Here is a 25,314-nt window from a genome sequence, read left to right on the forward strand (position 1 = left end):
CCGACCGGCGGCGTCAGGCCTCTACATGGGCAGGTCCGGAACCCCCGGCGATCCGGTAGAGACTACAGGCCGCGCTTTCGCGGCGTACATCCGCATGTCCGCGCAGGCCATCAACGCCTCGAAATCGCTGCCGTCCTCCGGGGCCACGGCCACCCCAACGGAAAGGCCGACCGCAACCGCCTCCGCGTCTCCGACGCCAAAGTGTCGCGCAAAGGACCGCTCCACCGCCTGCGCACTCATTTCCGCCTCGTCGCGCCCGGCCGCGGGCAGCCATGCCGCAAACTCGTCCCCTCCGATCCGCCCGCAGATGCCGTTCACCTCGAAAACCTCGCGCAACCGCAGCGCGGCCTGCTGCAACACGCTGTCCCCCGCGCCGTGGCCCAGCCGGTCGTTCACAGCCTTGAAATCATCGAGGTCGCAGAAAAGCACCGCGCCACTTGCGCGACGCAGCCCGTTGCGCACCGCCTCCTCAAAGGCGCGCCGGTTCAGCAGCCCGGTCACAGGATCAATCCGGCCCAGCTCGCGCAGCTTTCGCGCTTCGCGGCGCAGGTCCGCCTGCCTCCGCAGACTGAGTTGCAGCGCACCGTCTTGCGTCTTAACCAACTCGCGCGCTTTCAGGAACTTGCTGACCATACCCTTGTTCTGGTCTTCCAGCACCAGGATCAGCCGATCCTGCGCCGGACAGGCCCGGTCCAGCCGCTTGAGCTTGAACAAGGCTGTGGTAGATCCGTTGCGGAAAAGCCGCAGGAATGACGTGCCCGTGGTGCGCAACACGCGCCTCAGCTCCGCCACGACCTGCTCGCGCGGTGCCTCGGCCAGTTCGACGATCCCGCCGGCCCGGCGCGCGCCATAGCGATCCCGCGCCGGGCGGTTGTCCAGCACGATGGCGCCCGTCCCGTCCACCACCATCGCCGCCTGCGACAGGGCGTTCAGCGCGATTTCGATCCCCGCAAGCCTCGGATCGCCCATCACTTGAAGAACTCTACACCATCGCCTTTCCGGTCATCGACCAGCCGGACCCGCACGCGACAGCGACCATGCGCCATCGCCAGGGACTCCTCGATCTTGACGCTGGCATACCCGTTGCGGTCCGCAACCACACGGCCGAACACCATGGTCGTCATCATGCACAGCGAACTGCGTCCGGTCACCTGCACGCCGAACGGGCACCGCCCGTTCGTCAGGACAATCTCGCTGTCATCGCAGGATTCGATCTCGAATGTCCCGCCCAGCCGCGCTTTCAGATCCACCAGGATGTGCCCCAGCGCCTCGGCGTCCTGCGACAACCCGCCATCCATCGCATCGGCATACTGGCGGCTGATCTCGTCGCCCAGCTCGTCCCCGACCACGCCGATAAAGGCCGACGCATCTTCCAGCCCGACGGTATCTTCCAGTGTCCCGGCCAGTGTCGCACTCACGGTGTTGAAGAACCCGCAAGGCTCGAGGGCGACCGCGGGCACCCGCCCCTTGTCCCGCGTCGCACCCACCGGCGACGCTGTCGTTTCCACCTGCACCAGGCTCTCGTCCAAACCGTTTACTCCGTCCACCACTCTTCTCCTTAAGACCTGTTAAGAAGCACGTAAGAGGGTCTTTCTTAAAATCGGGTAAACCGGTTCTCGGGAAGTGATTAAAAATAAACCCGGCACCTTTCGGCACCGGGTTCTTGCACCTTCAAGGCTGCGCAAAACGCGTCAGTGCAGCTTGGACTGCACCTCGCCAATCGACTGGTCGATCAGCTTGCTGTTGTCCTCCGCGGTCAGGCTCTTGGCGACCACGTCCTTGGCGGCGGCGACGGCCACGGCAATCGCCTGGTCGCGCACGTCCTTCACCGCGCTGGCCTCGGCCGAGGCGATCTGCTCCTCGGCGGCCTTGATCCGGCGCTTGATGGACAGCTCGAGGTCCTTCTTGGCCTGCTCGGCGGCTTCGGCGGCTTCGGTCTTGGCATGGGCCACGATCCGGTCGGCCTGGTCCTGGACTTCCTTCTGCTTGCGCTCATAGCTCGCCAGCAGGGTCTGGGCTTCCTCGCGCAGCGCGCGCGCCTCGTCCAGCTCCGACTTGATGCCGTCGGCCCGCTTGTCCAGCATCTCGCCGATCTTGCCGGGCACCTTCAGGTAGACCAGCAGCGCGATGAACAGGATGAAGGCCAGCATCACCACGAAGTCGGTGTTGCCCAGCGAAAGGAACGGGCCGGTGGCGGCCAGCGCGGGGCCAGCGGTGACCATGGCAGTCAGGGTTGCGATCAACTGTTTCATGGCGCTCACCCTTTCAGCCGCGAATTGACGGCGGACGTGACGGTCCGCTCATCGGCCTTGACGCCCATCGCGGCGACCAGTTCCTTGGCGGTGTCCTTGGCCACTTCCTTCACGCTCTCCAGGGCGTTCGCCCGGATTTCCGCAATGGCCTTCTCGCCTTCGGCGGCCTTGGCCGCGATTTCGGCATCGGCCTTCTTGGTGGCCTCTTCCAGTTCGGCGTTCATCTCCGCCTTGGCCTCGGCAATGATCTCCTGCGCCTGGGCGCGTGCATCGGCCAGGGCCTTGTTATAGGCGTCCTCGGCGTCGGATGCCTTTTCCTTCAGGTCTTCCGCCGCAGCCAAGTCGTTGGTGATCGTCCCCTGCCGCTCGGCCAGCACAGCCGCGATGCGCGGCAGCGCGATGCGCGACAGGATGAAGAAGATCACGACCAGCGCAATGACCAGCCAGACGATCTGGTTGCCCATCCAGTCCGGGCAAAGCTGCGGAAGGCCAATCGCTCCACCGCCTGCGTCGACGCAAGCGCTGGCTGCACCTTCTCCTAGGGTATCGGTCGCCATCTGCGTTCTCCTTGTTGCGCCTGTCCCCTTGTATCAGCTTTGCCCGGTTTTGTCCGGGGTCCGCTCCAGGGGCCGCGCAAGGCTCAATGTTCGTGTCGTGTCGCCAAGCCCGAAGACCGGACGCGGCAAAGGGCCGGCGGGAGGCCCCTCACGGACGCCGGGGGACAGGCATCTCGCCTCTCACCCCGACCCGTAAGGATCAAACCCGTCTGGCTCAGACGGCGAACATCAGCAGAAGCGCGACGAGGAACGAGAAGATCCCCAGGGCTTCCGCGAACGCGATACCGATGAACATGGTCGCGGTCTGGCCACCGGCGGCCGAGGGGTTGCGCAGGGCACCGGCCAGGTAGTTGCCGACCACGTTGCCCACACCGACGGCCGCGCCGCCCATGCCGACAGACGCCAGGCCCGCGCCGATGAATTGACCCATTTGTGCGATATCGCCTTCCATGTCTTTTCTCCTTACGATGGAATTCAGTGATCTGTTGTTCGAGTGATGCGACGCACGCGCCGCTTAGGGTGGGCGAAAGCCCACGCGTTTCCTAATGATGCGGGTGCAGCGCGTCCTTGAGGTACACGCAGGTCAGGATGGTGAACACGTAGGCCTGGATGAACGACACCAGCACCTCCAGGCCATAGACCGCGGTGATCGCCAGGATCGACAGCGGCGTGACCACAAGGCCCACCCCAGTCGAGATCAGCACCAGCGGCGCGAAGGCGGCGAACACCTTCATCACGGCGTGTCCCGCCATCATGTTGCCGGCAAGACGGATCGAGTGGCTGACCGGACGCACGAAATAGGAAATCACCTCGATCAGCGCCAGGATCGGCCGCAGCACCAGCGGCGCCGAGCTGATCCAAAAGAGGCTCAGAAAGCTCGCGCCGTTCTTGACGAAGCCCAGCACGGTCACGCCGATGAACACCATCATCGCCATCACCGCCGTCACGCCGATATGGCTTGTCGAGGTGAACGCCCCGGGGATGAGGCCCAGGAAGTTCGCGAAGACGATGAACATGAACAGTGTCATGATATAGGGGAAGTACGGCAGCGCCTCCTTGCCCGCCACGTCCTCGACCATCTTGCGGATAAAGCCATAGGCCAGCTCCGCGATCGACTGGATGCGGCCCGGAATGACCGACCTTGCGGACGTGCCCAGCACCATCAGCGCAAAGATCGCCAGCACCGTCAGAGCCATCCACAGCGTGGCGTTGGTGATCGTGAACAGCCCCACCGGGCCGTCACCGGTCAGCGGCTTGATGATGAACTGATCCATCGGGTGGAAAACCAGCCCTTCGCTTTCGCCCTGCGCTTCAGTGGCCATCTGTCATCCTCTTGTCGTCACCCTCGCGGGCTCGCTCTGCGTCCAGCGTTTCCGCCGCATTCTTCAGCTGGATCTCGTTGGCGCTGCGCATCATCGTCTTGATGCCCGCCGCAAGGCCCAGCAATGTAAACAGCACAAGGAAGATCGGGATCGTCCCGAACAGGTAATCCAACCCGTACCCCATGCCAAAGCCGATCCCCAGACCGGCCACAAGTTCTATCACCATCCGCCAGGCCAGCTGTGCCTGTGAATAATGGTTCTCCATGTGGGGCTTCGGCGCATCCACGCCTTTCAGCGCGTTGATCCTGTCTTCAAGCCGCCTCAGCCGCTCTTGTCGGTCAGGATCGTCCACCTTTTTCCCTCCGGAACCGTTGCGCTGTTGCTATGCCGCACCCGGCTCCGAGTCAAGCGCGGGGCAGCTCCCTTCAACCCATTGATAAATATAGAACTTATCAGACTGCGCCGCTCCGCCGCAGCCATCTTAGGGCGTCATGAATCGGATTTCGCATATTCAACCAAGCGGTTGAGATTGCGCGCGCCACCCGGTTTTCACTGTTCCTCAAATACTCAAATCTTGCCGCCAGTTCTAAAGCTCCAGCCAAGCCACCTCGGCACCCCACCCCGCCAGAAGCGCCTCTAGATCACCGGGCCGGATCGCCACCGTCCGGTCGTTCACCAGTGGATGCGCATGGACAAGCCCTGCCTCCCGCACCGCCGCGTCCATCCACAGCTGCACGCCGGCCTCCGCCCCGTTGACCATCGCCAGCGGGCTGACCGCGCCGGGCCGCACGCCCAGAAACTCCATCAACCGCTCCGCCGAGCCGAAGGACAGCCCCGCAACGCCCATCTGCGCGCCCAGCGCCTTCAGGTCCACCTCCCGGTCCTGCTCCAGCACCACCAGGTGGTTCCGCTTCTTGCGGTCCCTAAGGTAGAAATTCTTGATGTCGATCCGTCCGTCGCCTGCCGGAACGGTTCCACCCTGCACCGTCTTGGCGTCCTCGACCGTGCGCAGCGGGATATGCTCGTAATACTCGAAGTTCACGCCAGCCGCGCGCATCCGCGCCAGCAGATCATCGGACCTCACGGGCAACCCGTCCTGAAAGGCGGAAGAGGCATCGACCATGTCCAAAGGCTCCTTGACCGGAAAGGCGGCTGTTCCGCCGGGTCATCCTTCTCGAAGAACGGCTTCAGCCTGTCAACCGCCTCCGCCGTCTTGTAAGACGCCACCGTATTGACTCGGCTCTCGCAAAGGCCTATCAGCCGGCACAACATCACGGAAGACAGCGCTCTTCCGGTCCCATGGGCGCAGCCCGGGATCGCCCCCCACCAGCGAGTTTCGCCCGTGGGGGCGTTTATCGTTTGAACCGTCATCCCTATGTTGGGACGACATGACAGAAACCGGCGAAGGAGGCCGAGGCATGTTTGAAAATCTTTCCGAACGTCTCTCCGGCGTCTTCGACCGGCTGACCAAACAGGGCGCCCTCTCCGAAGAGGACGTCAAGACCGCCCTGCGCGAGGTCCGCGTCGCCCTGCTAGAGGCCGACGTCTCGCTGCCCGTCGCGCGCGACTTCGTCAAACGCGTGCAGGACCAGGCCACCGGCCAGGCCGTCACCCGCTCGGTCACCCCCGGCCAGCAGGTCGTCAAGATCGTGCACGACGCGCTGGTGGATACACTGACCGGCTCCGAAGACCCCGGCGCGCTGAAAATCGACAACCCGCCCGCGCCGATCCTCATGGTCGGCCTTCAGGGCTCGGGTAAAACGACAACCACCGCCAAGCTCGCCAAGCGCCTCAAGGACCGCGAGGGCAAGCGCGTGCTCATGGCCTCGCTCGACGTCAACCGCCCCGCGGCAATGGAACAGCTCGAAATCCTCGGCCGCCAGATCGGCGTCGACACCCTGCCCATCGTCAAGGGCGAGGATCCCGTCACCATCGCCAAACGCGCCAAGACGCAGGCGGGCCTTGGCGGCTACGACGTCTACATGCTCGACACCGCTGGTCGCCTGCATATCGACCAGGAACTCATCGCCCAGGCCGCAGCGGTCCGCGACGTCGCCAACCCGCGCGAAACACTTCTGGTGGTCGATGGCCTGACGGGTCAGGACGCCGTCAACGTCGCCACTGAGTTTGACGACAAGATCGGCGTCTCCGGCGTCGTCCTCACCCGGATGGACGGCGACGGCCGCGGCGGTGCGGCCCTGTCGATGCGCGCCGTCACCGGCAAGCCCATCCGCTTCGTCGGCTTGGGCGAAAAGATGGACGCCATCGAGACCTTCGAGCCCGAGCGCATCGCCGGCCGCATCCTCGGCATGGGCGACATCGTCTCCCTCGTCGAGAAGGCGCAGCAAACCATCGAGGCCGAACAGGCCGAAAAGATGATGCGCCGCTTCCAGAAGGGTCAGTTCAACATGAACGACCTCAAGATGCAGCTCGAGCAGATGCAGAAGATGGGCGGCATGGAAGGCGTGATGGGCATGATGCCCGGCATGGGCAAGATGGCCAAGCAGATGGAAGGTGCCGGCATCGACGACAAGGTCATCACCCACCAGATCGCGCTGGTCAACTCCATGACCAAGAAGGAACGCGCCAACCCCAAGCTGCTGCAAGCCTCCCGCAAGAAACGCATCGCGCAGGGCGCCGGGCTGGAAGTCTCCGAGCTCAACAAGCTTCTGAAGATGCAGCGCCAGATGGGCGACATGATGAAGAAGATGGGCAAGGGCGGCATGCTGAAACAGGCCATGAAGGGCATGTTCGGCGGCAAGGGCCAGCCCTCGCCCGAGGACATGGCCCAGAGCATGGACCCGAAGGCGCTCGAAAAAGCCGCCAGGCAGATGGGCAAGGGCATGCCCGGCGGCGGCTTTCCCGGCATAGGCGGCGGCGGCGGGTTGCCCCCCGGCCTCTCCGGCTTCGGGAAAAAGAAATAATCCCATGGCTTTTTCTTGCCCCAAATACTCAATCCGGCCCCTGCCGCACACGCCCCGGCCCGCCCCGGCGCGTCGCGGTGAAGTTGCGTGTAAAAGAGCCGCGCGGCAGCGCGTTCTTTTGGCAGGTGCCGCATGACCCTCCGCCTCGACATCCCCCGGATCGAGACCGACCGTCTCGTCCTGCGCGGGCCGGAAGCCGGCGATTTCGAACCGCTGGCCGGCTTCCTGCTGGACCGCGAACGGTCGTGGGGCTTCGGCACGGAAAAAAACATGTCCCGCGCCTGGCGCTGGTTCGCCATGTCCATCGGCCACTGGGCGCTGCACGGCTTCGGCTATTTCACCATGGAGTGGAAAGAGACCGGCCAGCCCTGCGGCATCACCGGAATCTGGGCGCCCGAAGGCTGGCCCGAGCCGGAACTCGGCTGGGTCGTCTATGACGGCTTCGAGGGCCGCGGCATCGCCTATGAGGGCGCCGAACGCGCTCGCCGCTGGGCCTATCAGGATCTCGGCCTGACCACGCTGACGTCCAACATCGTGCCCGGCAACACCCGGTCGATCGCCCTGGCCGAACGCCTCGGCGCGTATTACGAAAAGACCTACGACAACGTCGAGATGGGCGAGGATTACCTCTACCGTCACCCCGGTCCGTCCGAGCTGGGCCTCGATTGCGACGCCGACGGCTCCCCCGAGGCCTACGCATGAAGATCACCGTCGACATTCCGGTGCTCGAAACCGAGGACCTGATCCTGCGCGGCTATGACGAGGCCGATTTCGAGGCCTTCGCCGCCTTCGGCACGTCCGACCGCGCGGCCTTTGTCGGCGGCCCGCACAGCCGCTGGGACAGCTGGCGCGCCTTCATGGCCGGTATCGGCCACTGGGCCCTGCGCGGCTACGGCATGTGGATCGTCGAACACCGCGAATCCCAAACCGTCGCCGGCCGCGTCGGCATGATCCTGAACGACGGCTGGGACGAGCCCGAACTGGGCTGGCACATCTACGACGGGTTCGAGGGCAAGGGATACGCCTACCAGGCCGCACTGGTGGCCCGCGAGCACGCCGCCCGGCATTTCGGCCTCGACCGCGTGATCTCCTATATCGACGCCACGAACACCCGCTCGCTCCGCCTGGCCGAACGCCTTGGCGCCCGGTTCGAACGCGACGGCACCGTCGTCGGCACCCCCTGCCAGGTCTGGCGCCACCCCAGGATCGGGGAGGCCGCGGCATGACCCGTTCCATTTCCCAACCGTGCGAAAAGGCGCCCACCCCGGAAGCGATGGCACAAGCCGCCGCGATCGGCGCCGCCCTTCCCGTGCTGACCACCGAACGACTGACCCTACGCGCCCCCAACTTGTCGGATTTCGAGGCCTACGCCACCATCGTCTGCGGACCGCGCGGCGTGGGTCTTGGTGGCCCCATGCCTCGTGACGACGCGTGGTACGACTTTGCCTCGATGGTGGGCAACTGGCTCTTGCGGGGACACGGCCTGTGGTCGGTCGAGGAAACCGCCTCGCGCACGCATCTGGGTTTCGTCGTGATCGGGTTCGAGCCGGGCGACCCGCATCACGAACTGGGCTACATGTTCAACGACACCGCCGAAGGCAAGGGCTTCGCCGCCGAGGCCGCCCGCGCGGCACGCGATTACGCGCAGTCGACGCTGAACGTCCCCGTGCTCGACAGCTACATCTCTGCCGGGAACCACCGGTCCATCGCCCTGGCGAAACGTCTTGGCGCACAGTATGTCGGCGATATCTCCGATCCGGAAGATGACGCGCCGTCTTGCATCTACCGCTATCCGAATCCGGCGGAGGCCTGACATGGGACACCGCGACATCCCCGTGCTGGAAACCCGGCGCCTCGTCCTGCGCGGCCCCGAGGCGACGGACTACCCGGATTTCAAGGCCACCTTCGCCTCGTACCGCTCGCGCTTCATGGGCGGCCCGCTCAATCCCTACGAGGCGTGGATGCTCTACGCCGCCGAGATCGGCCACTGGGAAATCCGCGGTTACGGCATGTGGATGATCCACCTGCGCGACACCGGCGAGACGGTTGGCATGGCCGGCGGCTGGTTCCCCGCCAAGTGGCCGGAACGCGAAATTGCCTGGATCATCTGGCCCGACAAGGCCGGAAAGGGCTTTGCGCTCGAGGCCACGCACAAGGTCCGCGACCACCTCTTTTCCGCCGCCAACTGGGACGGTGCGGTCAGCTATATCGACCCCAAGAACCTCGATTCCATCCGCCTCGCCGAACGGCTGGGCTGCACCAAGGATCACGAGGCGCCCAGCATCGACGGCTCCGACGCGGTCTACCGCCACCCGTCGCCCGCCACACTGAAATCCGGCCAGATCCGCGACGGGATCGAGCTGGAAATCGGCCACTACAGCGACCCGCTCTTCAAACCGAAGGGGATGCCCATTGACTGACGCAACCACCTCCCGCGCCGCGGCCCTTCTGAAAGGCCACCGCGAAAGCATCGACCGGCTCGATGCCATCCTCGTCTACACCCTGGGCGAGCGGTTCAAGCACACCCAGGCCGTGGGTGCGCTCAAGGCCGAACACGACCTTCCCCCGTCCGATCCCGCCCGCGAGGCGCAACAGATCGCACGGCTCGAAGACCTGGCGCACCGCGCCGACCTCGACCCGGAATTCGCCAAGAAATTCCTCAACTTCATCATCGCTGAAGTCATTCAGCACCACAAGCAACACCAGACCTGACGCGGAACCCTCCCGCCAGACCAACCGCGGCGGACACAACCCGCCAAACCAACCGTAGGGTGGGGTTTCACCCCACCACACCAACGCCATAAAAGGAGAACACCAATGGCCATGAAAATCCGCCTTGCCCGTGGTGGCAGCAAGAAACGCCCCCACTACTCGATCGTCGCCGCCGACAGCCGCATGCCGCGCGACGGCCGCTTCATCGAGAAGCTGGGCACCTACAACCCGCTCCTGCCCAAGGACAGCGAAGACCGCGTCAAGATGAACATGGAGCGCGTGCAGCACTGGCTCGACCAGGGCGCCCAGCCCTCCGACCGCATCTCGCGCTTCCTTGAGGCCGCCGGCGTTCTGGAGAAGAAAGAGCGCGCCAACATGAAGAAGGCCGAGCCGGGCCAGAAAGCCAAGGATCGCGCCGAGGAGAAAGCCGCCAAGGCCGCCGAAGCGGCCGAAGCCGCCAACGCCCCCGCCGAGGAAACCCCGGCCGAAGAGGCGCCCGCCGAAGAGGCCGCCGCGGAAGAAACCAGCGAAAGCTGATCCGTATCCGCCGCTTTCGGCACCATGATCTTCGTGCCGCCCCTCGCTTTGCCGGGGCGGCACGCACCATGTTCGCTTTCGGGACAGTCCCCATGTTCGGCCTCATTCGCCTTGTCGTTCTCAGTTCGATGACCTTCGTCGCGGGCGTGTTCTACGAACGACACAACGTGTCCGAGACCTGCAAGGCCCAGGGCGGGCTTTTCAGCAAGGGTCTCTGCACGATCGCAGAGGCGCGCCAATGACCGACCGTATCTGCGTAGGCGCCGTCGCCGGCGCGTTCGGCGTCCGGGGCGAGTTGCGCCTCAAGTCCTTCACCGCCACGCCCGAGGATATCGCCACCTATGGCCCCGTCACCTCCGAGGATGGCAGCCAGAGCTTTTCCATCACCCTCACCGGCCAGGCCACCAAGGGCGCCCTGATCGCACGTCTCTCCGGCGTCGCCACCAAGGAACAGGCCGACGCCCTGCGCGGCCTGCGCCTGTTCGTCGAGCGCGACCGCCTGCCCGCCCTGCCCGACGACGAATACTACCACGCCGACCTCATCGGGCTGGAGGTATTCGACACCGGCGGCACCCTGCTGGGCCGGGTCAAATCGGTCCAGAACCACGGCGCGTCCGACATCCTCGAAATCCACGGACCGGGGCTGAAGGCCACCGTCCTGCTGCCCTTCACGGTCGAGGCCGTGCCCACCGTCGACCTCGCCTCGGGACGCATCATCGCCGACCCGCCAGAGGGGCTCTTCTGAGCATGCCGCGAATCCTGCTGCATCCGGGCTTTCACAAGACCGGCACCTCTTCCCTGCAACGCGGCGCTGCCGAACTTCAGCAGGCCCTGCGCCCCCACCTGCGGCTTATGTTCACCCACGATCTGCTTGACGCCACCCGCATGGCCAAACGCTTCTCGGCCTATGGCGACCAGACCGATCTGCACCGCTTTGCCGAAGGCTTCACCGCCGCCGTCCGCACTGCCGACCCGGAGGATCTCCGCGCCCTGATGATTACCTCCGAGGATCTCTGCGGCTACATCCCCGGCAATCACGGCGTCACCACCTACGCCGCCGCGGCCCCCCTGATGAACGTCGCCACCGCCGTTCTTGCCGCCCATTTCGGCCCCGACGCGTCGCTCGGCGTGCTGTTCACAACCCGCAGCCCCCGCGACTGGCAGCGCAGCGTCTGGTGGCAGAACCTGCGCGCCCTGCGCCTGACCGAGGATTTCGAGACCTACCGCGCCCACCTGTCCAGCGCCGCCGACCTCGACACCATCGTCGACAGCGTCGACAAACGCATCCGCCACCGCGCCACCGTGCTCGACGCGCCGATCGAAGAGTGCGGCGCCGATCCGCTCGGCCCCCTCGGCATCGCCCTCGACCATCTGGACGTGCCCCGCGACGGCCTTGCGCCCCTTCCCGCCCATAACGTCCAGCCCGACGGCGCCGCCGAGGAACTGCTGGCGCTCAACCGATCCGCCCTGTCCGACACGGACCTGGCCGAAGCCAAGCGCGCCGTGCTCAAACGCTACCGCGCCGCCGGGGCCACGCGCCAGACGCCGGCCGCGCCCGCTTGACGCCGCCCGGGTTTGCACCGCACATAGCCCCATGTCCGACACCGCCTCGAAATCCCACGGTCGCAAGTCGATCACCGCGTCGCTCAAACCGCGTAGTCTGATGGACGGCCCCGAACGCCTCGCCCGCGCATGGTCGGCGCAGGTCATTACGCTAGTGCCCGACGCGTTTCCCGGCATCCTCGGCCACAGTCTGACGGGCAAGGCGCTGAAGGACGGCTTGTGGCAACTCGACACGATCGACCTGCGTGGTTTCGGCGAGGGCAAACACCGCAACGTCGACGACACCCCCGCCGGCGGCGGCGCGGGGATGGTCCTGCGGGCCGACGTGATGGGCCGCGCCCTCGACCACGCCCTCCCGCGCGCGCCCAAAGGCGCGCCGCTGGTCTATCTCAGCCCGCGCGGCACGCCCTTCACCCAGGCCATGGCGCGCCACTGGGCCACCCGCCCCGGCGTGACGATGATCTGCGGCCGGTTCGAAGGCCTCGACCAGCGCGTCATCGACCATTACGACATTCAGGAAGTGTCCTTGGGCGATTTCGTCCTCACCGGCGGCGACCTCGCGGCGCAGGCCATGATCGACGCCACGGTGCGTCTCCTGCCCGGCGTCTTGGGCAACGAGGCCTCCACCGAGGAGGAAAGCTTCTCCGACGGCCTGCTCGAACACCCCCAGTACACCCGCCCCGCCGAATGGCATGGCCGCAAGATCCCCGACGTGCTGATGTCCGGCCACCACGGCGAGATCGGCAAGTGGCGGCGCGCCATGTCCGAGGAACTGACAAAGGCGCGGCGCCCTGACCTTTGGGCCAACTTTCTCAATCGCGACGACTGACGATTGCGCCAGCGGAATTTGCGCAAATTCCGCGATAGAAAATACGTATTTTCTATCCCGTTTTCTGCGCAGAAAACGGTCCCGCCCCGCGCGCAACACTACTCTTGATCGACACACGGTTTGCCCCTATACACCGCCCGTCCGGGGCTCGACCGAGTCGTCCGGACCTGTTTGTTTGGCAAAAGGGCCTGCTTTCTTCGGCACCCACCCGCCCGGCACGCAGCGCAGAGACAAAAGACATGACGACCTGACCTCCGGCGGGCACTTCCAAGTGGACCCGATAGAAGACCAGGAGCTCTCAAGGCCGCGCATCACCTTTGCGGGACAACCGCAAGCAACGTAAGGAGTGGATCAGATGGACCTGATCGCTGAAATCGAGGCGGAACAAATCGCCGAACTGGGAAAGACCATTCCCGACTTCAAGGCCGGCGACACCGTGCGCGTCGGCTTCAAGGTGACCGAGGGCACCCGCAGCCGTGTGCAGATGTTCGAAGGCGTCTGCATCAGCCGCAAGAACGGCGAAGGCATCGCCGGCTCGTTCACCGTACGCAAGATTTCCTTCGGTGAAGGCGTGGAACGGGTGTTCCCGCTCTACTCCACCAACATCGACAGCATCGAAGTCGTGCGCCGTGGCCGCGTCCGCCGCGCCAAGCTGTATTACCTGCGCCAGCGGCGCGGCAAGTCGGCCCGGATCGCAGAGGTTTCCAACTACAAGCCCAAGTCGGGCGCAAACGCGTAAGGAGCGGACCAGATGAAAAAAGATCTGCACCCCGATTATCACTTCATCGACGTGAAGATGACCGACGGCACCGTCGTCCAGATGCGCTCGACCTGGGGCAAGGAAGGCGACACCCTGTCGCTCGACGTCGACCCCTCCGTGCACCCCGCCTGGACCGGCGGCGGCACCCGCCTGATGGACTCGGGCGGCCGCGTGTCGAAGTTCAAGAACAAGTACGCCGGCCTCGGCTTCTAAAGCCCGCCGCGTCCGCACCACCGAAACGCCGCCCCGCCACGGGGCGGCGTTTTTCGTTTTCGCCCCGGCATGGCGCAAATGCAATATTTCCGCGCGATCGTTTCAAACCGGCTTCAACCGGACGGTCATACACCATAAAGTGGCGTCCGAACCTGCAAGGCAGTTCGCCGGATCAATAGCGGGGCAAAGGGGCACGGGCATGGCACATATCATCGTCGTCGGAAACGAAAAGGGCGGGGCGGGCAAATCCACCGTCTCGATGCATGTCGCCACGGCACTTGCCCGCATGGGCTACAACGTCAGCGCGCTCGACCTCGATCTGCGGCAAAAAACCTTCGGCCGCTATGCCCATAACCGCACGGCCTATCTGGCCAAGGAAGGCCTCGACCTGCCCGGCCCGCATTACCACGACCTGCCCGAGGTCGACCCCGACAAGCTGAAGCCCGGCGAAAACCTCTATGACCGCCGGCTCTCGGCGGCGGTGGCCCAGCTGGAACCAGACAGCGATTTCATCATCATCGACTGCCCCGGCTCGCACACCCGGCTCAGCCAGGTGGCGCATTCGCTGGCAGACACGCTGGTCACACCGCTGAACGACAGCTTCGTCGATTTCGACCTCCTGGCGCATGTCGACACCGACGGGCAGAAAATCCTCGGCCCCTCGGTCTATTCCGAGATGGTCTGGAACGCGCGTCAACTTCGGGCGCAGGCGGGGTTGAAACCGATCGACTGGATCGTCGTGCGCAACCGCCTCGGCGCGCAGCAGATGGTGAACAAGGAAAAGATGGGCGCGGCGCTGGAAAACCTCGCCAAGCGCATCGGCTTTCGCACAGCGCCGGGCTTCAACGAACGGGTCATCTTCCGCGAGCTTTTCCCGCGCGGCCTGACCCTGCTGGACCTCAAGGATATCGGCGTGAAAGGTCTCAACATCTCGAACATCGCCGCCCGGCAGGAATTGCGCGACCTCGTCAAGGCCTTGAACCTGCCCGGCGTGACGGTCGATTTCTGACGGCGCTCAGCCCTCGCGGCGCACATGCGACCCGTCGCCCAGGATCACGTCGTCCATCGGCACGTCCCAGGGCTGGGGAAAGATCGTCTGCACCGGGCAGAAATCATGCCCCACCCCGATCACCCGCGGCCGCGGTGTAAGCCCCGCCAGCGTCATGTCGTAATAGCCGCCCCCGTTGCCCAGCCGGAAACATCCGTCATCGACCCCCAGAAGTGGCGCAATGACGATATCGGGCGTGACCGGATGAATCTCGACCGGGACCGGAATGTTCCAGATGCCCCGCGTCATCTTCGCGCCGGGGTGCCAAAGGTGAAACGCCACCGCGCGGCCCTTTTCCACCACCACCGGCAACGCCGCCTGCGCCCCCGCCGCAATCGCCAGGCGGAGCCAGGGCCGCAGGTCCAACTCGCCCCGGATCGGCCAGTACCCGGCCACGGTCTTGCCCGCGACATCCCCCAGAACACGGGTCAGCGTGGCCATCGCCGCCGCCGCCTGTCCGGCCAGCTCGTCCTGCGACAGCTCCTTGCGCAGGGCATAAAGCCTTGCGCGATCACTCTTGCGAAACCGCGCCACGTCGGCCCATGTCTGCGCATCCACCACATGGCCGCCCACCACGTACTGCGCAGAACACGGCGGCTCGCCGCCCGCGTCATCCTCCGCGCCGGTCACCGCCGCCGCCTGAGCGCCACCACGTTCGACACAAGCAGCGCCCCGATCACCACCGCGCCGCCGACGATGGCCCAGCGCCCCGGGTCCTCGCCCACGACGGCCCAGACCAATAGCGGCGCCAGCACCGATTCCAGCAGGATCAGCAAAGACACCTCCGCCGAGCTGATATAGCGCGGCCCCAACGTCAGAAAGCACGTGGCGACCGCGATGAACGCCCCGTGCAGCGCAAACAGGTGCCACTGCGCCGCCACCGGCACCCAGGGCGACACGAAAGGCAGCACCACCAGCCCTGCCCCGATATAGGCCACCGGAATGGCCGGGATCATCGAGACGTCTTTCAATTGCCGCACCGCCGTCAGGGCCCCCGCGTAAGAGGCGCAGACGACCACCGCCCACACGTCGCCCTTCCAGCTGGCGATCTCGTTCTCGCCCGACCCATAGGCGATGATCGCCAGACCCGCGAACACCCCCAGCATGGTAAGCACCATGCGCGCGCTGATCCCCTCGCCCAAAAACACCTTGCCGAAAATGGCTGCAAAAACCGGCATCGAGGCGAAGATGAACACCACGTTCGCCACGCTGGTCTGCGTCACCGCCAGCACGAAGCCGGGCGCGGTCGAGCCCATCAGCACGATATAGATCACCCCCGGCCAGCCGGTGCTGAGCGCGGCACGGGTCGATCCGCGCGGCATGAAGGCCAGCACGCCCACCAGGATGAACACCCCGGCAGTGATCCCGCGCCAGAAGGCCACGACCAGCGGCTCTGCCTCGATCAGCCGCACGAAGAGGGAGTCGGGCACCACGAACAACACGCCCAGCGTGGTCAGCAGCAGCCCTTTGAGATGCGCATTCATGGCGCGAAATTGCCTGGAATTTGATCAGAAAGTAAAGACCGTTGGCGCGGATTTAGTCACGGATGCGCCGCGGGTTCTCCGCGCCGCCTGGGCCACTACCCGGTTGCCCTGATGCCCGACACGCCACCCGCGACCCGCGCCTTGCCCAAGGGTCTAGGCGGCGCTCTGTCCTTCCCGCGGCGGACGCACGCCTGCGGGGCAGGCCGCGAGCACATGTTCGATCAGCGTCTGTTTCGACAGCGGCTTCGACAGGTAATGGTCGATCCCGACCGACAGGATATCGTCCTCGTCGCCTTCCATGGCGTGGGCGGTCATGGCCACGATGGGCACATGCGCGCCGCTCTCCGCCTCGATCTGCCGGATCGCGCGGGCCGCCTCCTTGCCGTCCATCTCGGGCATCGAGATATCCATGAACACGATGTCGGGCCGAAACGAGCGGTAGAAGGCCACCGCCTCCTCGCCGTTCACCGCGAATTTCAGGTCGATATCCATCGCCTTCACCATCTTGGAAAACACCAGCCGGTTGGTCTTGTTGTCCTCCGCCGCCAGCACCCGCATCACCCTTTGCGTCGCGGCGTGCGACGGCGGCGCGTCCGCCAAGCCAGCCCTCAGGCCCGGCATCCGCGCCAAAGCCGCAAACAACGCGTTGCGCGGGAACGGCTTTTGCAGCACCGCATCGACGAACCGCCGGCCCGGGTCCTGATCGACGCTGCCGATATTGCCGCTCAGCAGCAGGACCGGCGCCGCGTGCCCGGCCTCTTTCAGGGCCTCGGCCAGCTCGATCCCGTCCATTTCGGGCATCACGTGGTCGGTGATCACTAGGCTCACCTCCGCGTCCATCGCCTCCAGCGCCCGCGCCCCGCTGTCGCAGCACACCACCGCGACCTCCAGCGCCGTGAACAGCCGCTCCAGGATCGCGCGATTGAGCGCGTTGGTCTCGACGATCAGCACCTTGCGCAGCCCGTCGGGCACGCTGAAATCCTGCCCCGTCTCCGTCTCCGCCTCCGCAAGCGGCAGTTCCACGGCAAAGCCGAAGGTCGAGCCCTGCCCCTCGGCCGACTCCACCCAGATATCGCCGCCCATCAGCCGCACCAGCTTCTCCGAGATCGCCAGCCCAAGCCCCGTGCCCTCGAACTTGCGGTTGCTCTCGCCGTCCAGCTGGTTGAACTCGCCGAAGATGTGCCCGACCTTGTCGGCCGGAATGCCGATGCCGCTGTCCTCGATCGTCACGTGCAGACGCGCCGCACCCTCGGTCTCGGCCTCCACACCCACGACCCTCACCATCACGTGGCCTTCCTCGGTAAACTTCACCGCATTGCCCAGAAGGTTCGTCATGATCTGCCGCAGCCGCCCCGGATCGCCCACGAACCGCGTCGGCAGGAACAGATCGTAATCCACCAGCAGGTCGATCCCCTTGTCCCTCGCGTTCACCTGCATCAGCATGATCAACTCGTGAATGCAGCGTTCCAGGTCGAACGGCTCTTCGTGCAGCACCAGCTTTTCGGCCTCGATCTTGGAATAATCCAGCACGTCGTTGATGATCACGAGCAGCGCCTCGCCCGAATTCTTGATCGTATTGGCATATAGCAGCTGTTCCTCGTCCAGCTCGGTATCCGTCAACAGCTCCGCCATGCCCACCACCCCGTTCATCGGCGTGCGTATCTCGTGGCTCATGTTCGCCAGGAAGGACGATTTCGCCCGGCTCGCCGCCTCGGCCTTCCGCCGCGCCTCCTTCAGGCGCTCCTCATAGCGGATCGTGTCGGTGATGTTCAGCGCAAGGCTCACCACGTCGCCGGTCTGACCGCGTTGGTCAATGAGCTTGATATAGGCGCCGTTCCACAGCCGGATGATTTCCGGCTCCGGCGCCACGGTCTGCCAGCGGTCCAGCATCTTCTCGCGCCACGCGGCAGGGTCGGCATCCCCGATATCGACGACGCCCTCTTCGGTGACGCATTGCAGGATCTCGACATAGCTGATCCCCGGCTTGACGTCCTCCAGCCCCTCGAACACGCCCAGCCACGCGTGGTTGGCCGCGATCATCCGGCTTTCGGCATCGAAAAAGGCGAACCCGTCCTGGATCGTCTGGATCGAATGCCACAGCCGCCGCTCGGCGATGGCGACCTTCTCGTTGGCGACGTTCAGATCGGATTTCACCCGCGCGTTCTCGTCCCGCACGGTCTGCACTTCTGCGCGGGTCTCGACGATCTCCTCGCTCAGCGCACGGGCATGGCGGCCCAGCTTGCGGTTCGCGGCCTGAAGCTCCGCCTGTTTCTGTTCCAGCAGACGTTCGGCGGCCAACCGGGCCCGCCTTTCCTCCGCCAGTTTGTTGGCAAGGCTCATGCCCCAACCTCCGCCGATGCCGGTCATTCTCGTGCCTCAATCTCCCTTATTATGGTGAACAAGTGCTTAAATCCTGACCTGCCCCGGGCGCAGGAATCGTTGTCTTGCCGTGGGGCGCATGGCACCATGCCGCCATTCGTTGAAGGAGGGCATTATGCTCCAACGCTTTCTCGCCGCCATTGTTCTCAGCCTTTCCGCCAGCCTCGTCCCCTCCGGCGCGCTGGCCCAGGATGCCGTGCCCGAACGGCGCGAGGTCGTGACCAAGGATGTCGACTTCTTCGGTTCCGATCTCGACCCGCTTTTCGACACTACGCTCGAAGCCTGCCGCAACCTCTGCTTTTCCAACAACGCCTGCCGCGCCTACACCTTCAACACCCGCTCCAATTCCTGTTTCCCCAAAAGCGCCCTGACCGAGACCAAGCCCTACGAGGGCGCGATTTCCGCCGAGGTCTTCAATACCGATACCCGCGTCCTAGACGACGCGTCCGCCCGCACCGCCGATCTGGGCTTCCTCAATCCGGGCGATCTGAACCAGGCCCGCGACCAGGCCACCGGCATCGGCGCGCGCCATCCCGGCGGGCAATGGGACGTGCCCGCCATGGTCAACGCCGCACAGGACCGCATCGCGCAGCAGGATTACCTCAACGCCATGCGCTGGATGGGGGCCGCCGTGGCCCGCTCGGACGCCGCCGACCAATGGGCGGAATACGCCCGCCTGTCGCTGCTGATCCCGGCGCAGAACGACTCCGAGAAACGCAACTATGCGGAACGCGCCTTCCAGGCCGCGATCAACGCCTACCTGCGTGCGCCCGGCGATCCCGCGCGCATCAACGCCCTTCTGCTGATGTCGCAGGCGCTGGAAACCATGGGCCGGGGCCAGGCCACCGTGCCCACCCTGCGCCTGGCCGAATCGATCCAGCCACGCGACGACGTGATGACCGCGCTCGACGCCGCCATCGCCAAGTACGGCTTCCGCATCACCGAGCACCGCGCCGAAAGCGACAGCGCCCAGCCGCGCCTTTGCGCCGAGTTCTCCGAACCGCTGGTCGAGGCGGGCACCGATTACACGCCCTTCGTGCGCCTGCCCGATCCCGGACTGGTGGTGCAGCCGTCGGGCAACCAGATCTGCATCGCCGGCGTCCAGCACGGCGAGCGCTACCGCGTCACCTTCCGCGAGGGCCTGCCCGCCGCCAGCGGCGAGAAACTCCAGCGCGACACCGAGATCACGCTTTACGTCCGCGACCGTTCCTCGCGCGTCAGCTTCCCGGGCCGGGCCTACATCCTGCCCAAGGCCGCCGACACCGCCCTGCCGATCGAGACCGTCAACCTCGACGAGGTCGAGCTGCTCCTGCGCCGCGTCTCCGACCGCAATCTTCTGCGCACCATGCAACAGGATTTCTTCGGCCGCCCGCTCAGTCAGTACCAGGAACGCGAGTTCGGCAACGAGATCGCCGAGGAGGTCTGGACCGGCACCGGCGAGGTGCAGAACACCCTGAACCGGACCATGACCACCCGCCTGCCGCTGGGCGATGTGCTGGCCGACGAGGCCCCGGGCATCTACGCGCTGACCGCCACCATCCCCGGCGCCGACCCCTTCGACAACCCCGGCGCCACCCAGTGGTTCGTGCTGACCGACCTTGGGCTGACCACGTTCAAGGGCAATGACGGCCTGCACGTCTTCGTGCGTGGTCTGGCCGATGCGCAGGCGCAATCCGGCGTCGAGCTGTCCCTGCTGTCGCGCTCCAACAGCGTGCTTGGCACGGCCACAACCGATGACCAGGGCCACGCGCTCTTTGCCCCCGGCCTGACACGCGGCACCTCCGGCGCGGCCCCCGCGATGATCCTTGCCAAGGCCGGCCCCGACGACATGGCCTTCCTGTCGCTCACCGATCCCGCCTTCGACCTCTCGGACCGCGGCGTCGAGGGCCGCCCGCCCGCGCCGCCCATCGACGTCTTCCTCGCCACCGACCGCGGCGCCTATCGCCCGGGCGAGGTGATCCACGCGACGGCCCTCGCGCGCGACAACGTGGCCGAGGCGATCCCCGGCCTGCCCCTCACCGCCATCCTGCGCCGCCCCGACGGCGTGGAATACTCCCGCCAGTTGTCCGGCGATGACGACGCGGGCGGCCACGTCTTCACCCTGCCGGTCGGTGCGAGTGTCCCCACCGGCAGCTGGACGCTCGACATCCTGTCCGACCCCGAGGACGACCCGCTGGTCAGCCGCACGCTGCTGGTCGAGGATTTCCTGCCCGAGCGCATCGACTTCGACCTGTCGCTGCCGGACGGCCCCATCCGCCCCGGCGACACGCCCCCGCTCACCATCGACGCCCGCTATCTCTTCGGCGCGCCCGGTGCTGGCCTCGTGGCCGATGGCAACGTCAAGGTCTCCGCCCGCTCCACGCTCGACGATTTCCCCGGCTTCCGCTTCGGCCGCCATGACGACCCGGCGGGCGCCCGCATCACCTACCTGCCCGGCGGCAAGACCGGCCCCGACGGCCAGCTTCAGATGGCCGCCGAGATGCCCGAATTCGACGTCACCGACCGCCCGTTCGAGGCCGACATCACCGTCACCCTGCAAGAAGGCTCCGGCCGCCCGGTCGAACGCACCCTTTCCCGGAAGCTCGCCCCCGCCGGCCCCATGATCGGCATCAAGCCCATGGCCGACGGCGTCGTGGCTGAGAATTCCGAAGCCCGCTTCCAGGTCATCGGCATTTCCCCCGATCTCACACCCGGCCCGATGGACGTGAAATGGACGGTCAACCGCGTCACCACGCGCTACCAATGGTATCAGGATTACGGCTCGTGGAACTGGGAGCCGATCACCACCCGCGAACAGGTCGCCACCGGCGACGCCACGCTGGGCACGGGTCCGCTCACCGTCTCCGCCCCCGTCGAATGGGGTCATTATGAACTGGTCGTCGAACGCACCGGCGGCGACTACGTCTCATCCTCCACCGATTTCTACGCCGGCTGGTACGCCCCCGCCGACGCCAGCGACACGCCCGACACGCTGGAGCTGTCGCTGGACCAGCCGGAATACACCCCCGGCGACACCGCCCAGCTGCGCGTCGTGCCCCGCTATGCCGGCACCGCGCTCATCACCGTCATGTCGAACCACGTCATCGAACGCCAGGCGGTCGAGGTCACCGAGGGCGAGAACATCATCCCCCTTTCCATCACCGAGGACTGGGGCGCGGGCGCCTATGTCACCGCACAGGTCATCCGCCCGATGAACGTCAGCGCCGGCCAGAACCCGGCCCGCTCGCTCGGCCTTAGCTACGCCAAGATCGCACCGGGCGACAAACAGCTCTCCGTCTCCATCGACGCCCCCGACACCGCCGCCCCGCGCGGGCCGCTGGACGTCACCGTCAATGTCGACGGGCTGGCGGAGGGTCAGACCGGCTACGTCACCCTCGCCGCCGTGGACGTGGGCGTGCTCAACATCACCGGCTTCCAGTCGCCCGACCCGTCCGGGCACTACTTCGGCCAGCGACGCCTCGGCGTCGAGATCCGCGACCTCTATGGCCGCCTCATCGACGGCATGAACGGCGCCGAGGGCCAGGTCCGCTCCGGCGGTGACGCCGGCAACCCCCTCTCGGGCACCCAGCCGCCGCCCACCGAAGATCTCGTCGCATACTTCACAGGCCCGCTGGAGATCGGCCCCGATGGCACCGCGCAGGCCAGCTTCGACATGCCCGATTTCAACGGCACCGTCCGCTTCATGGCCGTCGCGTGGTCCCCCACCGCCGTGGGCCAGGCCGAGGATCAGACCATCGTGCGCGACCCCGTCGTCGTCACCGCCTCCCTGCCGCGCTTCCTCGCCCCCGGCGACGAAAGCCGCCTGCTGCTGGAAATCCAGCACACCGAAGGGCCGACGGGTCGCATGGGCCTCGACGTCAGTGGCACCGGCCTCACTTTGGGGGGCACCATTCCCTCCGGCCTCGAACTGGGCGAACAGGAGAAAACCACGCTCTCCCTGCCCATCACCGCGGGCGACGTGGGCGACGCCACCGTGCGCATCGCGCTCACCACGCCCGATGGCAAGCAACTGACCAAGCAGATGCCGCTCGGCATCCGCGCCAACGATCCGGTCATCGCCACCACCCGCCGCTTCTCTCTCGGCGCGGGCGACAGCTTCACGCTGGGAGGTGACGTCTTCGCCGACCTGCGCCCCGACACGGCCAGCGCCATCCTCGCGGCGGGACCCTTGGCGAAACTCGACGCACCCCGCCTTCTGGCCGCGCTCGACCGCTACCCCTATGGCTGCACCGAACAGGTGGTCAGCCGCGCCATGCCGCTGCTTTATTTCAACCAGGTCGCCGCCGCGATGGGCCTCGCCTCCGAGGCGGAGGCGAAGACCCGCATCGACCAATCCATCGCCCGCATCCTCACGCGTCAATCCTCCGGCGGCAGCTTCGGCCTCTGGCGCGCAAGCTCAGGCGATTTCTGGCTCGACGCCTATGTTGCCGACTTCCTGTCCCGCGCGAAATCCGAAGGCTTCGACATCCCCGACACCGCCTACACCATGGCGATGGACAACCTGCGCAACCGCATCAACTACGCCCCCGACTTCGATCAGGGGGGCGAAGACATCGCCTATGCCCTCATGGTCCTCGCCCGCGAAGGCGCGGCCCGCATGGGCGACCTGCGCTACTACGCCGACGTCAAGGCACAGGCCTTCGCCACGCCCCTGGCCCAGGCCCAACTGGGTGCGGCCCTCGCCTTCTACGGCGACCAGACCCGCGCCGACCGCATGTTCGCCGCGGCCCAGCAGACCATCAACCAGACCTCCGGCGAAGAAGGCCAGGTCTGGCGCGCCGACTATGGCACCCGCCTGCGCGACCGCGCCGGCGTGCTGACCCTGGCGACCGAGGCGGGCAGCAATGCCGTCAATGCCGACGCCCTTGCCAGCGCGATCACCGCCGAAGGCCCGCACATGTCCACGCAGGAACAGGCCTGGTCCCTTCTGGCCGCCCGCGCCCTCCTCAGCGACCCGTCCGTGTCCGGCCTGTCGCTCGACGGCGAACCTGTTTCGGGCCCCTTCGTGCGCACCATCTCCGCCACGTCCCTGACGCCACAAACCCTCACCAACACCGGCGCCAACGCCACCGACATCACCCTCACCACCCTCGGCGTGCCGGTGACACCGCCCGAGGCCGGCGGCTATGGCTATGCCATTGAACGCAGCTATTTCGACATGGACGGCACGCCGGTGGACCTGTCGACAGTGACCACCGGCACCCGCCTCGTCACCGTGCTGACGGTCCGCCCGTTCGAGAAGGGCGAGGCGCGGCTCATCATCGACGACCCGCTGCCGGCAGGGCTGGAAATCGACAACCCGAACCTGCTGCGCTCGGGCGACGTGAACGCGCTCGACTGGCTCGACCCGGCCAGTGCCGAGCATTCCGAGTTCCGCGCCGATCGCTTCATCGCTGCTGTCGACTGGCGCTCGGACGACGCCTTCCGCCTTGCCTACATCGTCCGCGCGATCTCACCGGGCAGCTACCACCACCCGGCGGCCTCGGTCGAGGACATGTACCGCCCGCAATACCGCGCCCGCTCGGCCACCGGGCGCCTGACGGTCACGGCGGAATGACGGGCCAGGGTATATGACAGGCAAGACCGTCGCCACGATCACCTGGCGCGCGCTTTATTGCGAGGGGCAGGACACCTGCCGCCTCGCCCGCGCCGATCACGGCTGGCTGTTGGTCGGCCACGCCCGTTTTCACGACGACGCCGGCTTCGCCGCGCTCGACTACGTCGTGCGCTGCACCGAGAACTGGCAGACCCTCGACGCCGATATCGCCGGCACCCATGGCGAAAGCGAGGTCCGCCTGCATGTCGACCACCGCAACGGGGCATGGCTGCTGAACGAAACACCGCAACCCGGGCTTGAGCACGCCACCGACATCGATCTTAGCTTCACCCCCGCCACCAACCTCATGCCCCTGCGCCGCCTTGCGAAACAGCAGGACGACACCCTGACCACCCGCGCCGCGTGGCTGCACTATCCCGCCGCGACCCTCGCGCCGCTGGATCAGACTTATCAACGTACGCATACGTATGGTATCATCGACTACAGCGCCGAACAGACCGATTACACCACCACGCTCGAGGTCAACGACGCGGGCTTCGTCACCGGTTATCCCGGCCTCTGGCACGCGGAAGACCAGCATGTTCCGCTGTGACCGCCTCCTGCTGCTGCTGGCCCTTACGCTCTTCGCCGCAGGGCTCGGGCGCGACAAGCTCGACCAGTGGATCACAGCCACCGACCTGCCGCCCCTCCTGACGCCCCTTTCCACCGAGGTCCGCGACCGCACCGGCACGCTCCTGAGGGTCTACACGGTCGAGGACGGCCGCTGGCGGCTCGGCGCCACGCCCGACGCGGTGGATGCGGGCTATCTCGACATGCTCATCGCCTACGAGGACAAGCGCTTCTACACCCATTCCGGCGTCGACCCCCGCGCCATCCTCCGCGCCACCGCGCAGGCGCTCTGGAACGGCGAGGTCGTGTCGGGCGCTTCCACCCTGACCATGCAGGTCGCCCGCCTGCTCGAGGACAGCGGCACCGGGCAGCTTTCCGGCAAGCTCCGCCAGGCCCGCGTCGCGCTGGCGTTGGAGCGTCGCCTCACCAAGGCCCAGATCTTGCAACTCTACCTCGAACGCGCACCCTTCGGCGGCAATATCGAAGGCGTCCGTGCCGCCAGCTATGCGTGGTTCGGCAAGGCCCCCCGCCGCCTGACCCCCGCCGAATCCGCGCTGCTCGTGGCCCT

The 25,314-nt window shown here is 66.2% G+C and carries 28 protein-coding genes; 17 read left to right on the top strand and 11 right to left on the bottom strand.

Features of this window, described 5'->3' with window-relative positions:
* Positions 1–21: 21 nt before the first annotated feature.
* The 8 genes from RBB31_RS13535 to RBB31_RS13570 form a co-directional block, all read right to left on the bottom strand.
* Entirely contained in the window at positions 22–969 is a 948-nt protein-coding gene (locus RBB31_RS13535) for a GGDEF domain-containing protein (RefSeq protein ID WP_306129830.1), read from the bottom strand.
* Entirely contained in the window at positions 969–1,547 is a 579-nt protein-coding gene (locus tag RBB31_RS13540; RefSeq protein ID WP_306129831.1) for a methanogen output domain 1-containing protein, read from the bottom strand. Before RBB31_RS13540 ends, RBB31_RS13535 begins: the two co-directional genes overlap by 1 nt.
* Before the next feature lie 144 nt (positions 1,548–1,691).
* Complete coding sequence (locus RBB31_RS13545) at positions 1,692–2,252, bottom strand: F0F1 ATP synthase subunit B (RefSeq protein ID WP_306129832.1); 561 nt, start codon at positions 2,250–2,252, stop codon at positions 1,692–1,694.
* Positions 2,253–2,257: 5 nt separating this feature from the next.
* Positions 2,258–2,809 carry a F0F1 ATP synthase subunit B' gene (locus tag RBB31_RS13550; protein WP_306129833.1) on the bottom strand — a complete coding sequence of 184 codons (552 nt, stop codon included), beginning with the start codon at positions 2,807–2,809 and terminating at the stop codon, positions 2,258–2,260.
* Between the two features lie 214 nt (positions 2,810–3,023).
* The gene (locus RBB31_RS13555) at positions 3,024–3,260 is read right to left on the bottom strand and encodes a F0F1 ATP synthase subunit C (protein ID WP_057790696.1); all 237 of its coding nucleotides are present in this window, start codon (positions 3,258–3,260) and stop codon (positions 3,024–3,026) included.
* Positions 3,261–3,351: 91 nt separating this feature from the next.
* The gene (locus RBB31_RS13560) at positions 3,352–4,131 is read right to left on the bottom strand and encodes a F0F1 ATP synthase subunit A (RefSeq protein ID WP_306129834.1); all 780 of its coding nucleotides are present in this window, start codon (positions 4,129–4,131) and stop codon (positions 3,352–3,354) included.
* Entirely contained in the window at positions 4,121–4,483 is a 363-nt protein-coding gene (locus tag RBB31_RS13565; RefSeq protein ID WP_306129835.1) for an AtpZ/AtpI family protein, read from the bottom strand. The genes RBB31_RS13560 and RBB31_RS13565 overlap by 11 nt, the downstream gene beginning before the upstream one ends.
* A 234-nt stretch (positions 4,484–4,717) precedes the next feature.
* Positions 4,718–5,254, bottom strand: coding sequence for a prolyl-tRNA synthetase associated domain-containing protein (locus RBB31_RS13570; protein ID WP_306129836.1), 537 nt, complete (start codon positions 5,252–5,254; stop codon positions 4,718–4,720).
* 295 nt (positions 5,255–5,549) lie between these two features.
* On the opposite strand from RBB31_RS13570, the gene ffh reads away from it, so the two are divergent.
* The 14 genes from ffh to RBB31_RS13640 all read left to right on the top strand — a co-directional run bounded on the left by ffh (position 5,550) and on the right by RBB31_RS13640 (position 14,678).
* Positions 5,550–7,055 carry a signal recognition particle protein gene (ffh, locus tag RBB31_RS13575; protein WP_306129837.1) on the top strand — a complete coding sequence of 502 codons (1,506 nt, stop codon included), beginning with the start codon at positions 5,550–5,552 and terminating at the stop codon, positions 7,053–7,055.
* A 132-nt stretch (positions 7,056–7,187) separates the two neighbouring features.
* Positions 7,188–7,757, top strand: a complete 570-nt coding sequence (locus RBB31_RS13580) for a GNAT family N-acetyltransferase (protein WP_306129838.1) — start codon at positions 7,188–7,190, stop codon at positions 7,755–7,757.
* Positions 7,754–8,281 (top strand): GNAT family N-acetyltransferase, encoded by a 528-nt coding sequence (locus RBB31_RS13585; RefSeq protein ID WP_306129839.1) that lies wholly within the window; start codon positions 7,754–7,756, stop codon positions 8,279–8,281. Before RBB31_RS13580 ends, RBB31_RS13585 begins: the two co-directional genes overlap by 4 nt.
* Complete coding sequence (locus RBB31_RS13590; protein WP_306129840.1) at positions 8,278–8,868, top strand: GNAT family N-acetyltransferase; 591 nt, start codon at positions 8,278–8,280, stop codon at positions 8,866–8,868. Before RBB31_RS13585 ends, RBB31_RS13590 begins: the two co-directional genes overlap by 4 nt.
* Before the next feature lies 1 nt (position 8,869).
* Complete coding sequence (locus tag RBB31_RS13595) at positions 8,870–9,475, top strand: GNAT family N-acetyltransferase (RefSeq protein ID WP_306129841.1); 606 nt, start codon at positions 8,870–8,872, stop codon at positions 9,473–9,475.
* Positions 9,468–9,767 carry a chorismate mutase gene (locus RBB31_RS13600; protein ID WP_306129842.1) on the top strand — a complete coding sequence of 100 codons (300 nt, stop codon included), beginning with the start codon at positions 9,468–9,470 and terminating at the stop codon, positions 9,765–9,767. Before RBB31_RS13595 ends, RBB31_RS13600 begins: the two co-directional genes overlap by 8 nt.
* Positions 9,768–9,872: 105 nt before the next feature.
* Positions 9,873–10,304: a 30S ribosomal protein S16 gene (rpsP, locus tag RBB31_RS13605; protein WP_306129843.1), complete on the top strand. Its 432-nt coding sequence runs from the start codon at positions 9,873–9,875 to the stop codon at positions 10,302–10,304.
* A gap of 92 nt (positions 10,305–10,396) precedes the next feature.
* Positions 10,397–10,546: a hypothetical protein gene (locus RBB31_RS13610; RefSeq protein ID WP_306129844.1), complete on the top strand. Its 150-nt coding sequence runs from the start codon at positions 10,397–10,399 to the stop codon at positions 10,544–10,546.
* Positions 10,543–11,049, top strand: a complete 507-nt coding sequence (rimM, locus tag RBB31_RS13615) for a ribosome maturation factor RimM (protein ID WP_306129845.1) — start codon at positions 10,543–10,545, stop codon at positions 11,047–11,049. Before RBB31_RS13610 ends, rimM begins: the two co-directional genes overlap by 4 nt.
* A gap of 2 nt (positions 11,050–11,051) precedes the next feature.
* The gene (locus RBB31_RS13620; protein ID WP_306129846.1) at positions 11,052–11,867 is read left to right on the top strand and encodes a hypothetical protein; all 816 of its coding nucleotides are present in this window, start codon (positions 11,052–11,054) and stop codon (positions 11,865–11,867) included.
* A 31-nt stretch (positions 11,868–11,898) separates the two neighbouring features.
* A complete protein-coding gene (gene trmD / locus RBB31_RS13625) occupies positions 11,899–12,696 on the top strand; it encodes a tRNA (guanosine(37)-N1)-methyltransferase TrmD (protein ID WP_306129847.1) in 798 nt (265 codons plus the stop codon).
* Between the two features lie 355 nt (positions 12,697–13,051).
* Positions 13,052–13,435 carry a 50S ribosomal protein L19 gene (gene rplS / locus RBB31_RS13630; RefSeq protein ID WP_057790669.1) on the top strand — a complete coding sequence of 128 codons (384 nt, stop codon included), beginning with the start codon at positions 13,052–13,054 and terminating at the stop codon, positions 13,433–13,435.
* Between the two features lie 12 nt (positions 13,436–13,447).
* Positions 13,448–13,669 carry a 50S ribosomal protein L31 gene (gene rpmE / locus RBB31_RS13635; RefSeq protein WP_057790667.1) on the top strand — a complete coding sequence of 74 codons (222 nt, stop codon included), beginning with the start codon at positions 13,448–13,450 and terminating at the stop codon, positions 13,667–13,669.
* Positions 13,670–13,868: 199 nt separating this feature from the next.
* A complete protein-coding gene (locus RBB31_RS13640) occupies positions 13,869–14,678 on the top strand; it encodes a division plane positioning ATPase MipZ (RefSeq protein WP_306129848.1) in 810 nt (269 codons plus the stop codon).
* Between the two features lie 6 nt (positions 14,679–14,684).
* Here RBB31_RS13640 and RBB31_RS13645 read toward each other — a convergent pair whose 3' ends face one another.
* The 3 genes from RBB31_RS13645 to RBB31_RS13655 form a co-directional block, all read right to left on the bottom strand.
* Complete coding sequence (locus RBB31_RS13645) at positions 14,685–15,347, bottom strand: 5-formyltetrahydrofolate cyclo-ligase (protein ID WP_306129849.1); 663 nt, start codon at positions 15,345–15,347, stop codon at positions 14,685–14,687.
* Complete coding sequence (locus RBB31_RS13650; RefSeq protein ID WP_306129850.1) at positions 15,344–16,201, bottom strand: DMT family transporter; 858 nt, start codon at positions 16,199–16,201, stop codon at positions 15,344–15,346. The genes RBB31_RS13645 and RBB31_RS13650 overlap by 4 nt, the downstream gene beginning before the upstream one ends.
* Positions 16,202–16,354: 153 nt before the next feature.
* On the bottom strand, positions 16,355–18,541 hold the full coding sequence (locus RBB31_RS13655; RefSeq protein WP_306129851.1) for a response regulator: 2,187 nt from the start codon (positions 18,539–18,541) through the stop codon (positions 16,355–16,357).
* A 154-nt stretch (positions 18,542–18,695) separates the two neighbouring features.
* On the opposite strand from RBB31_RS13655, the gene RBB31_RS13660 reads away from it, so the two are divergent.
* The 3 genes from RBB31_RS13660 to RBB31_RS13670 all read left to right on the top strand — a co-directional run.
* On the top strand, positions 18,696–24,137 hold the full coding sequence (locus tag RBB31_RS13660) for an alpha-2-macroglobulin family protein (protein ID WP_306129852.1): 5,442 nt from the start codon (positions 18,696–18,698) through the stop codon (positions 24,135–24,137).
* A 13-nt stretch (positions 24,138–24,150) separates the two neighbouring features.
* Positions 24,151–24,729, top strand: coding sequence for a putative glycolipid-binding domain-containing protein (locus RBB31_RS13665; protein ID WP_306129853.1), 579 nt, complete (start codon positions 24,151–24,153; stop codon positions 24,727–24,729).
* On the top strand, positions 24,716–25,314 hold a 599-nt coding region (locus tag RBB31_RS13670; protein WP_306129854.1), incomplete at its 3' end, for a transglycosylase domain-containing protein. The genes RBB31_RS13665 and RBB31_RS13670, both read left to right, overlap by 14 nt.

Source organism: Roseovarius sp. MMSF_3350 (genome assembly GCF_030733425.1).
Lineage (GTDB): Bacteria > Pseudomonadota > Alphaproteobacteria > Rhodobacterales > Rhodobacteraceae > Roseovarius.

Coding starts and splice junctions, on each gene's coding strand:
- RBB31_RS13535 (WP_306129830.1), bottom strand. CDS start 969: ATGGGCGATCCGAGGCTTGCGGGGATCGAAATCGCGCTGAACGCCCTG.
- rplS (WP_057790669.1), top strand. CDS start 13,052: ATGGACCTGATCGCTGAAATCGAGGCGGAACAAATCGCCGAACTGGGA.
- RBB31_RS13640 (WP_306129848.1), top strand. CDS start 13,869: ATGGCACATATCATCGTCGTCGGAAACGAAAAGGGCGGGGCGGGCAAA.
- RBB31_RS13590 (WP_306129840.1), top strand. CDS start 8,278: ATGACCCGTTCCATTTCCCAACCGTGCGAAAAGGCGCCCACCCCGGAA.
- RBB31_RS13595 (WP_306129841.1), top strand. CDS start 8,870: ATGGGACACCGCGACATCCCCGTGCTGGAAACCCGGCGCCTCGTCCTG.
- RBB31_RS13555 (WP_057790696.1), bottom strand. CDS start 3,260: ATGGAAGGCGATATCGCACAAATGGGTCAATTCATCGGCGCGGGCCTG.
- ffh (WP_306129837.1), top strand. CDS start 5,550: ATGTTTGAAAATCTTTCCGAACGTCTCTCCGGCGTCTTCGACCGGCTG.
- RBB31_RS13545 (WP_306129832.1), bottom strand. CDS start 2,252: ATGAAACAGTTGATCGCAACCCTGACTGCCATGGTCACCGCTGGCCCC.
- RBB31_RS13580 (WP_306129838.1), top strand. CDS start 7,188: ATGACCCTCCGCCTCGACATCCCCCGGATCGAGACCGACCGTCTCGTC.
- RBB31_RS13560 (WP_306129834.1), bottom strand. CDS start 4,131: ATGGCCACTGAAGCGCAGGGCGAAAGCGAAGGGCTGGTTTTCCACCCG.
- RBB31_RS13650 (WP_306129850.1), bottom strand. CDS start 16,201: ATGAATGCGCATCTCAAAGGGCTGCTGCTGACCACGCTGGGCGTGTTG.
- RBB31_RS13570 (WP_306129836.1), bottom strand. CDS start 5,254: ATGGTCGATGCCTCTTCCGCCTTTCAGGACGGGTTGCCCGTGAGGTCC.
- RBB31_RS13550 (WP_306129833.1), bottom strand. CDS start 2,809: ATGGCGACCGATACCCTAGGAGAAGGTGCAGCCAGCGCTTGCGTCGAC.
- RBB31_RS13655 (WP_306129851.1), bottom strand. CDS start 18,541: ATGAGCCTTGCCAACAAACTGGCGGAGGAAAGGCGGGCCCGGTTGGCC.
- rpsP (WP_306129843.1), top strand. CDS start 9,873: ATGGCCATGAAAATCCGCCTTGCCCGTGGTGGCAGCAAGAAACGCCCC.
- RBB31_RS13585 (WP_306129839.1), top strand. CDS start 7,754: ATGAAGATCACCGTCGACATTCCGGTGCTCGAAACCGAGGACCTGATC.
- RBB31_RS13610 (WP_306129844.1), top strand. CDS start 10,397: ATGTTCGGCCTCATTCGCCTTGTCGTTCTCAGTTCGATGACCTTCGTC.
- RBB31_RS13620 (WP_306129846.1), top strand. CDS start 11,052: ATGCCGCGAATCCTGCTGCATCCGGGCTTTCACAAGACCGGCACCTCT.
- rpmE (WP_057790667.1), top strand. CDS start 13,448: ATGAAAAAAGATCTGCACCCCGATTATCACTTCATCGACGTGAAGATG.
- RBB31_RS13665 (WP_306129853.1), top strand. CDS start 24,151: ATGACAGGCAAGACCGTCGCCACGATCACCTGGCGCGCGCTTTATTGC.
- rimM (WP_306129845.1), top strand. CDS start 10,543: ATGACCGACCGTATCTGCGTAGGCGCCGTCGCCGGCGCGTTCGGCGTC.
- trmD (WP_306129847.1), top strand. CDS start 11,899: ATGTCCGACACCGCCTCGAAATCCCACGGTCGCAAGTCGATCACCGCG.
- RBB31_RS13660 (WP_306129852.1), top strand. CDS start 18,696: ATGCTCCAACGCTTTCTCGCCGCCATTGTTCTCAGCCTTTCCGCCAGC.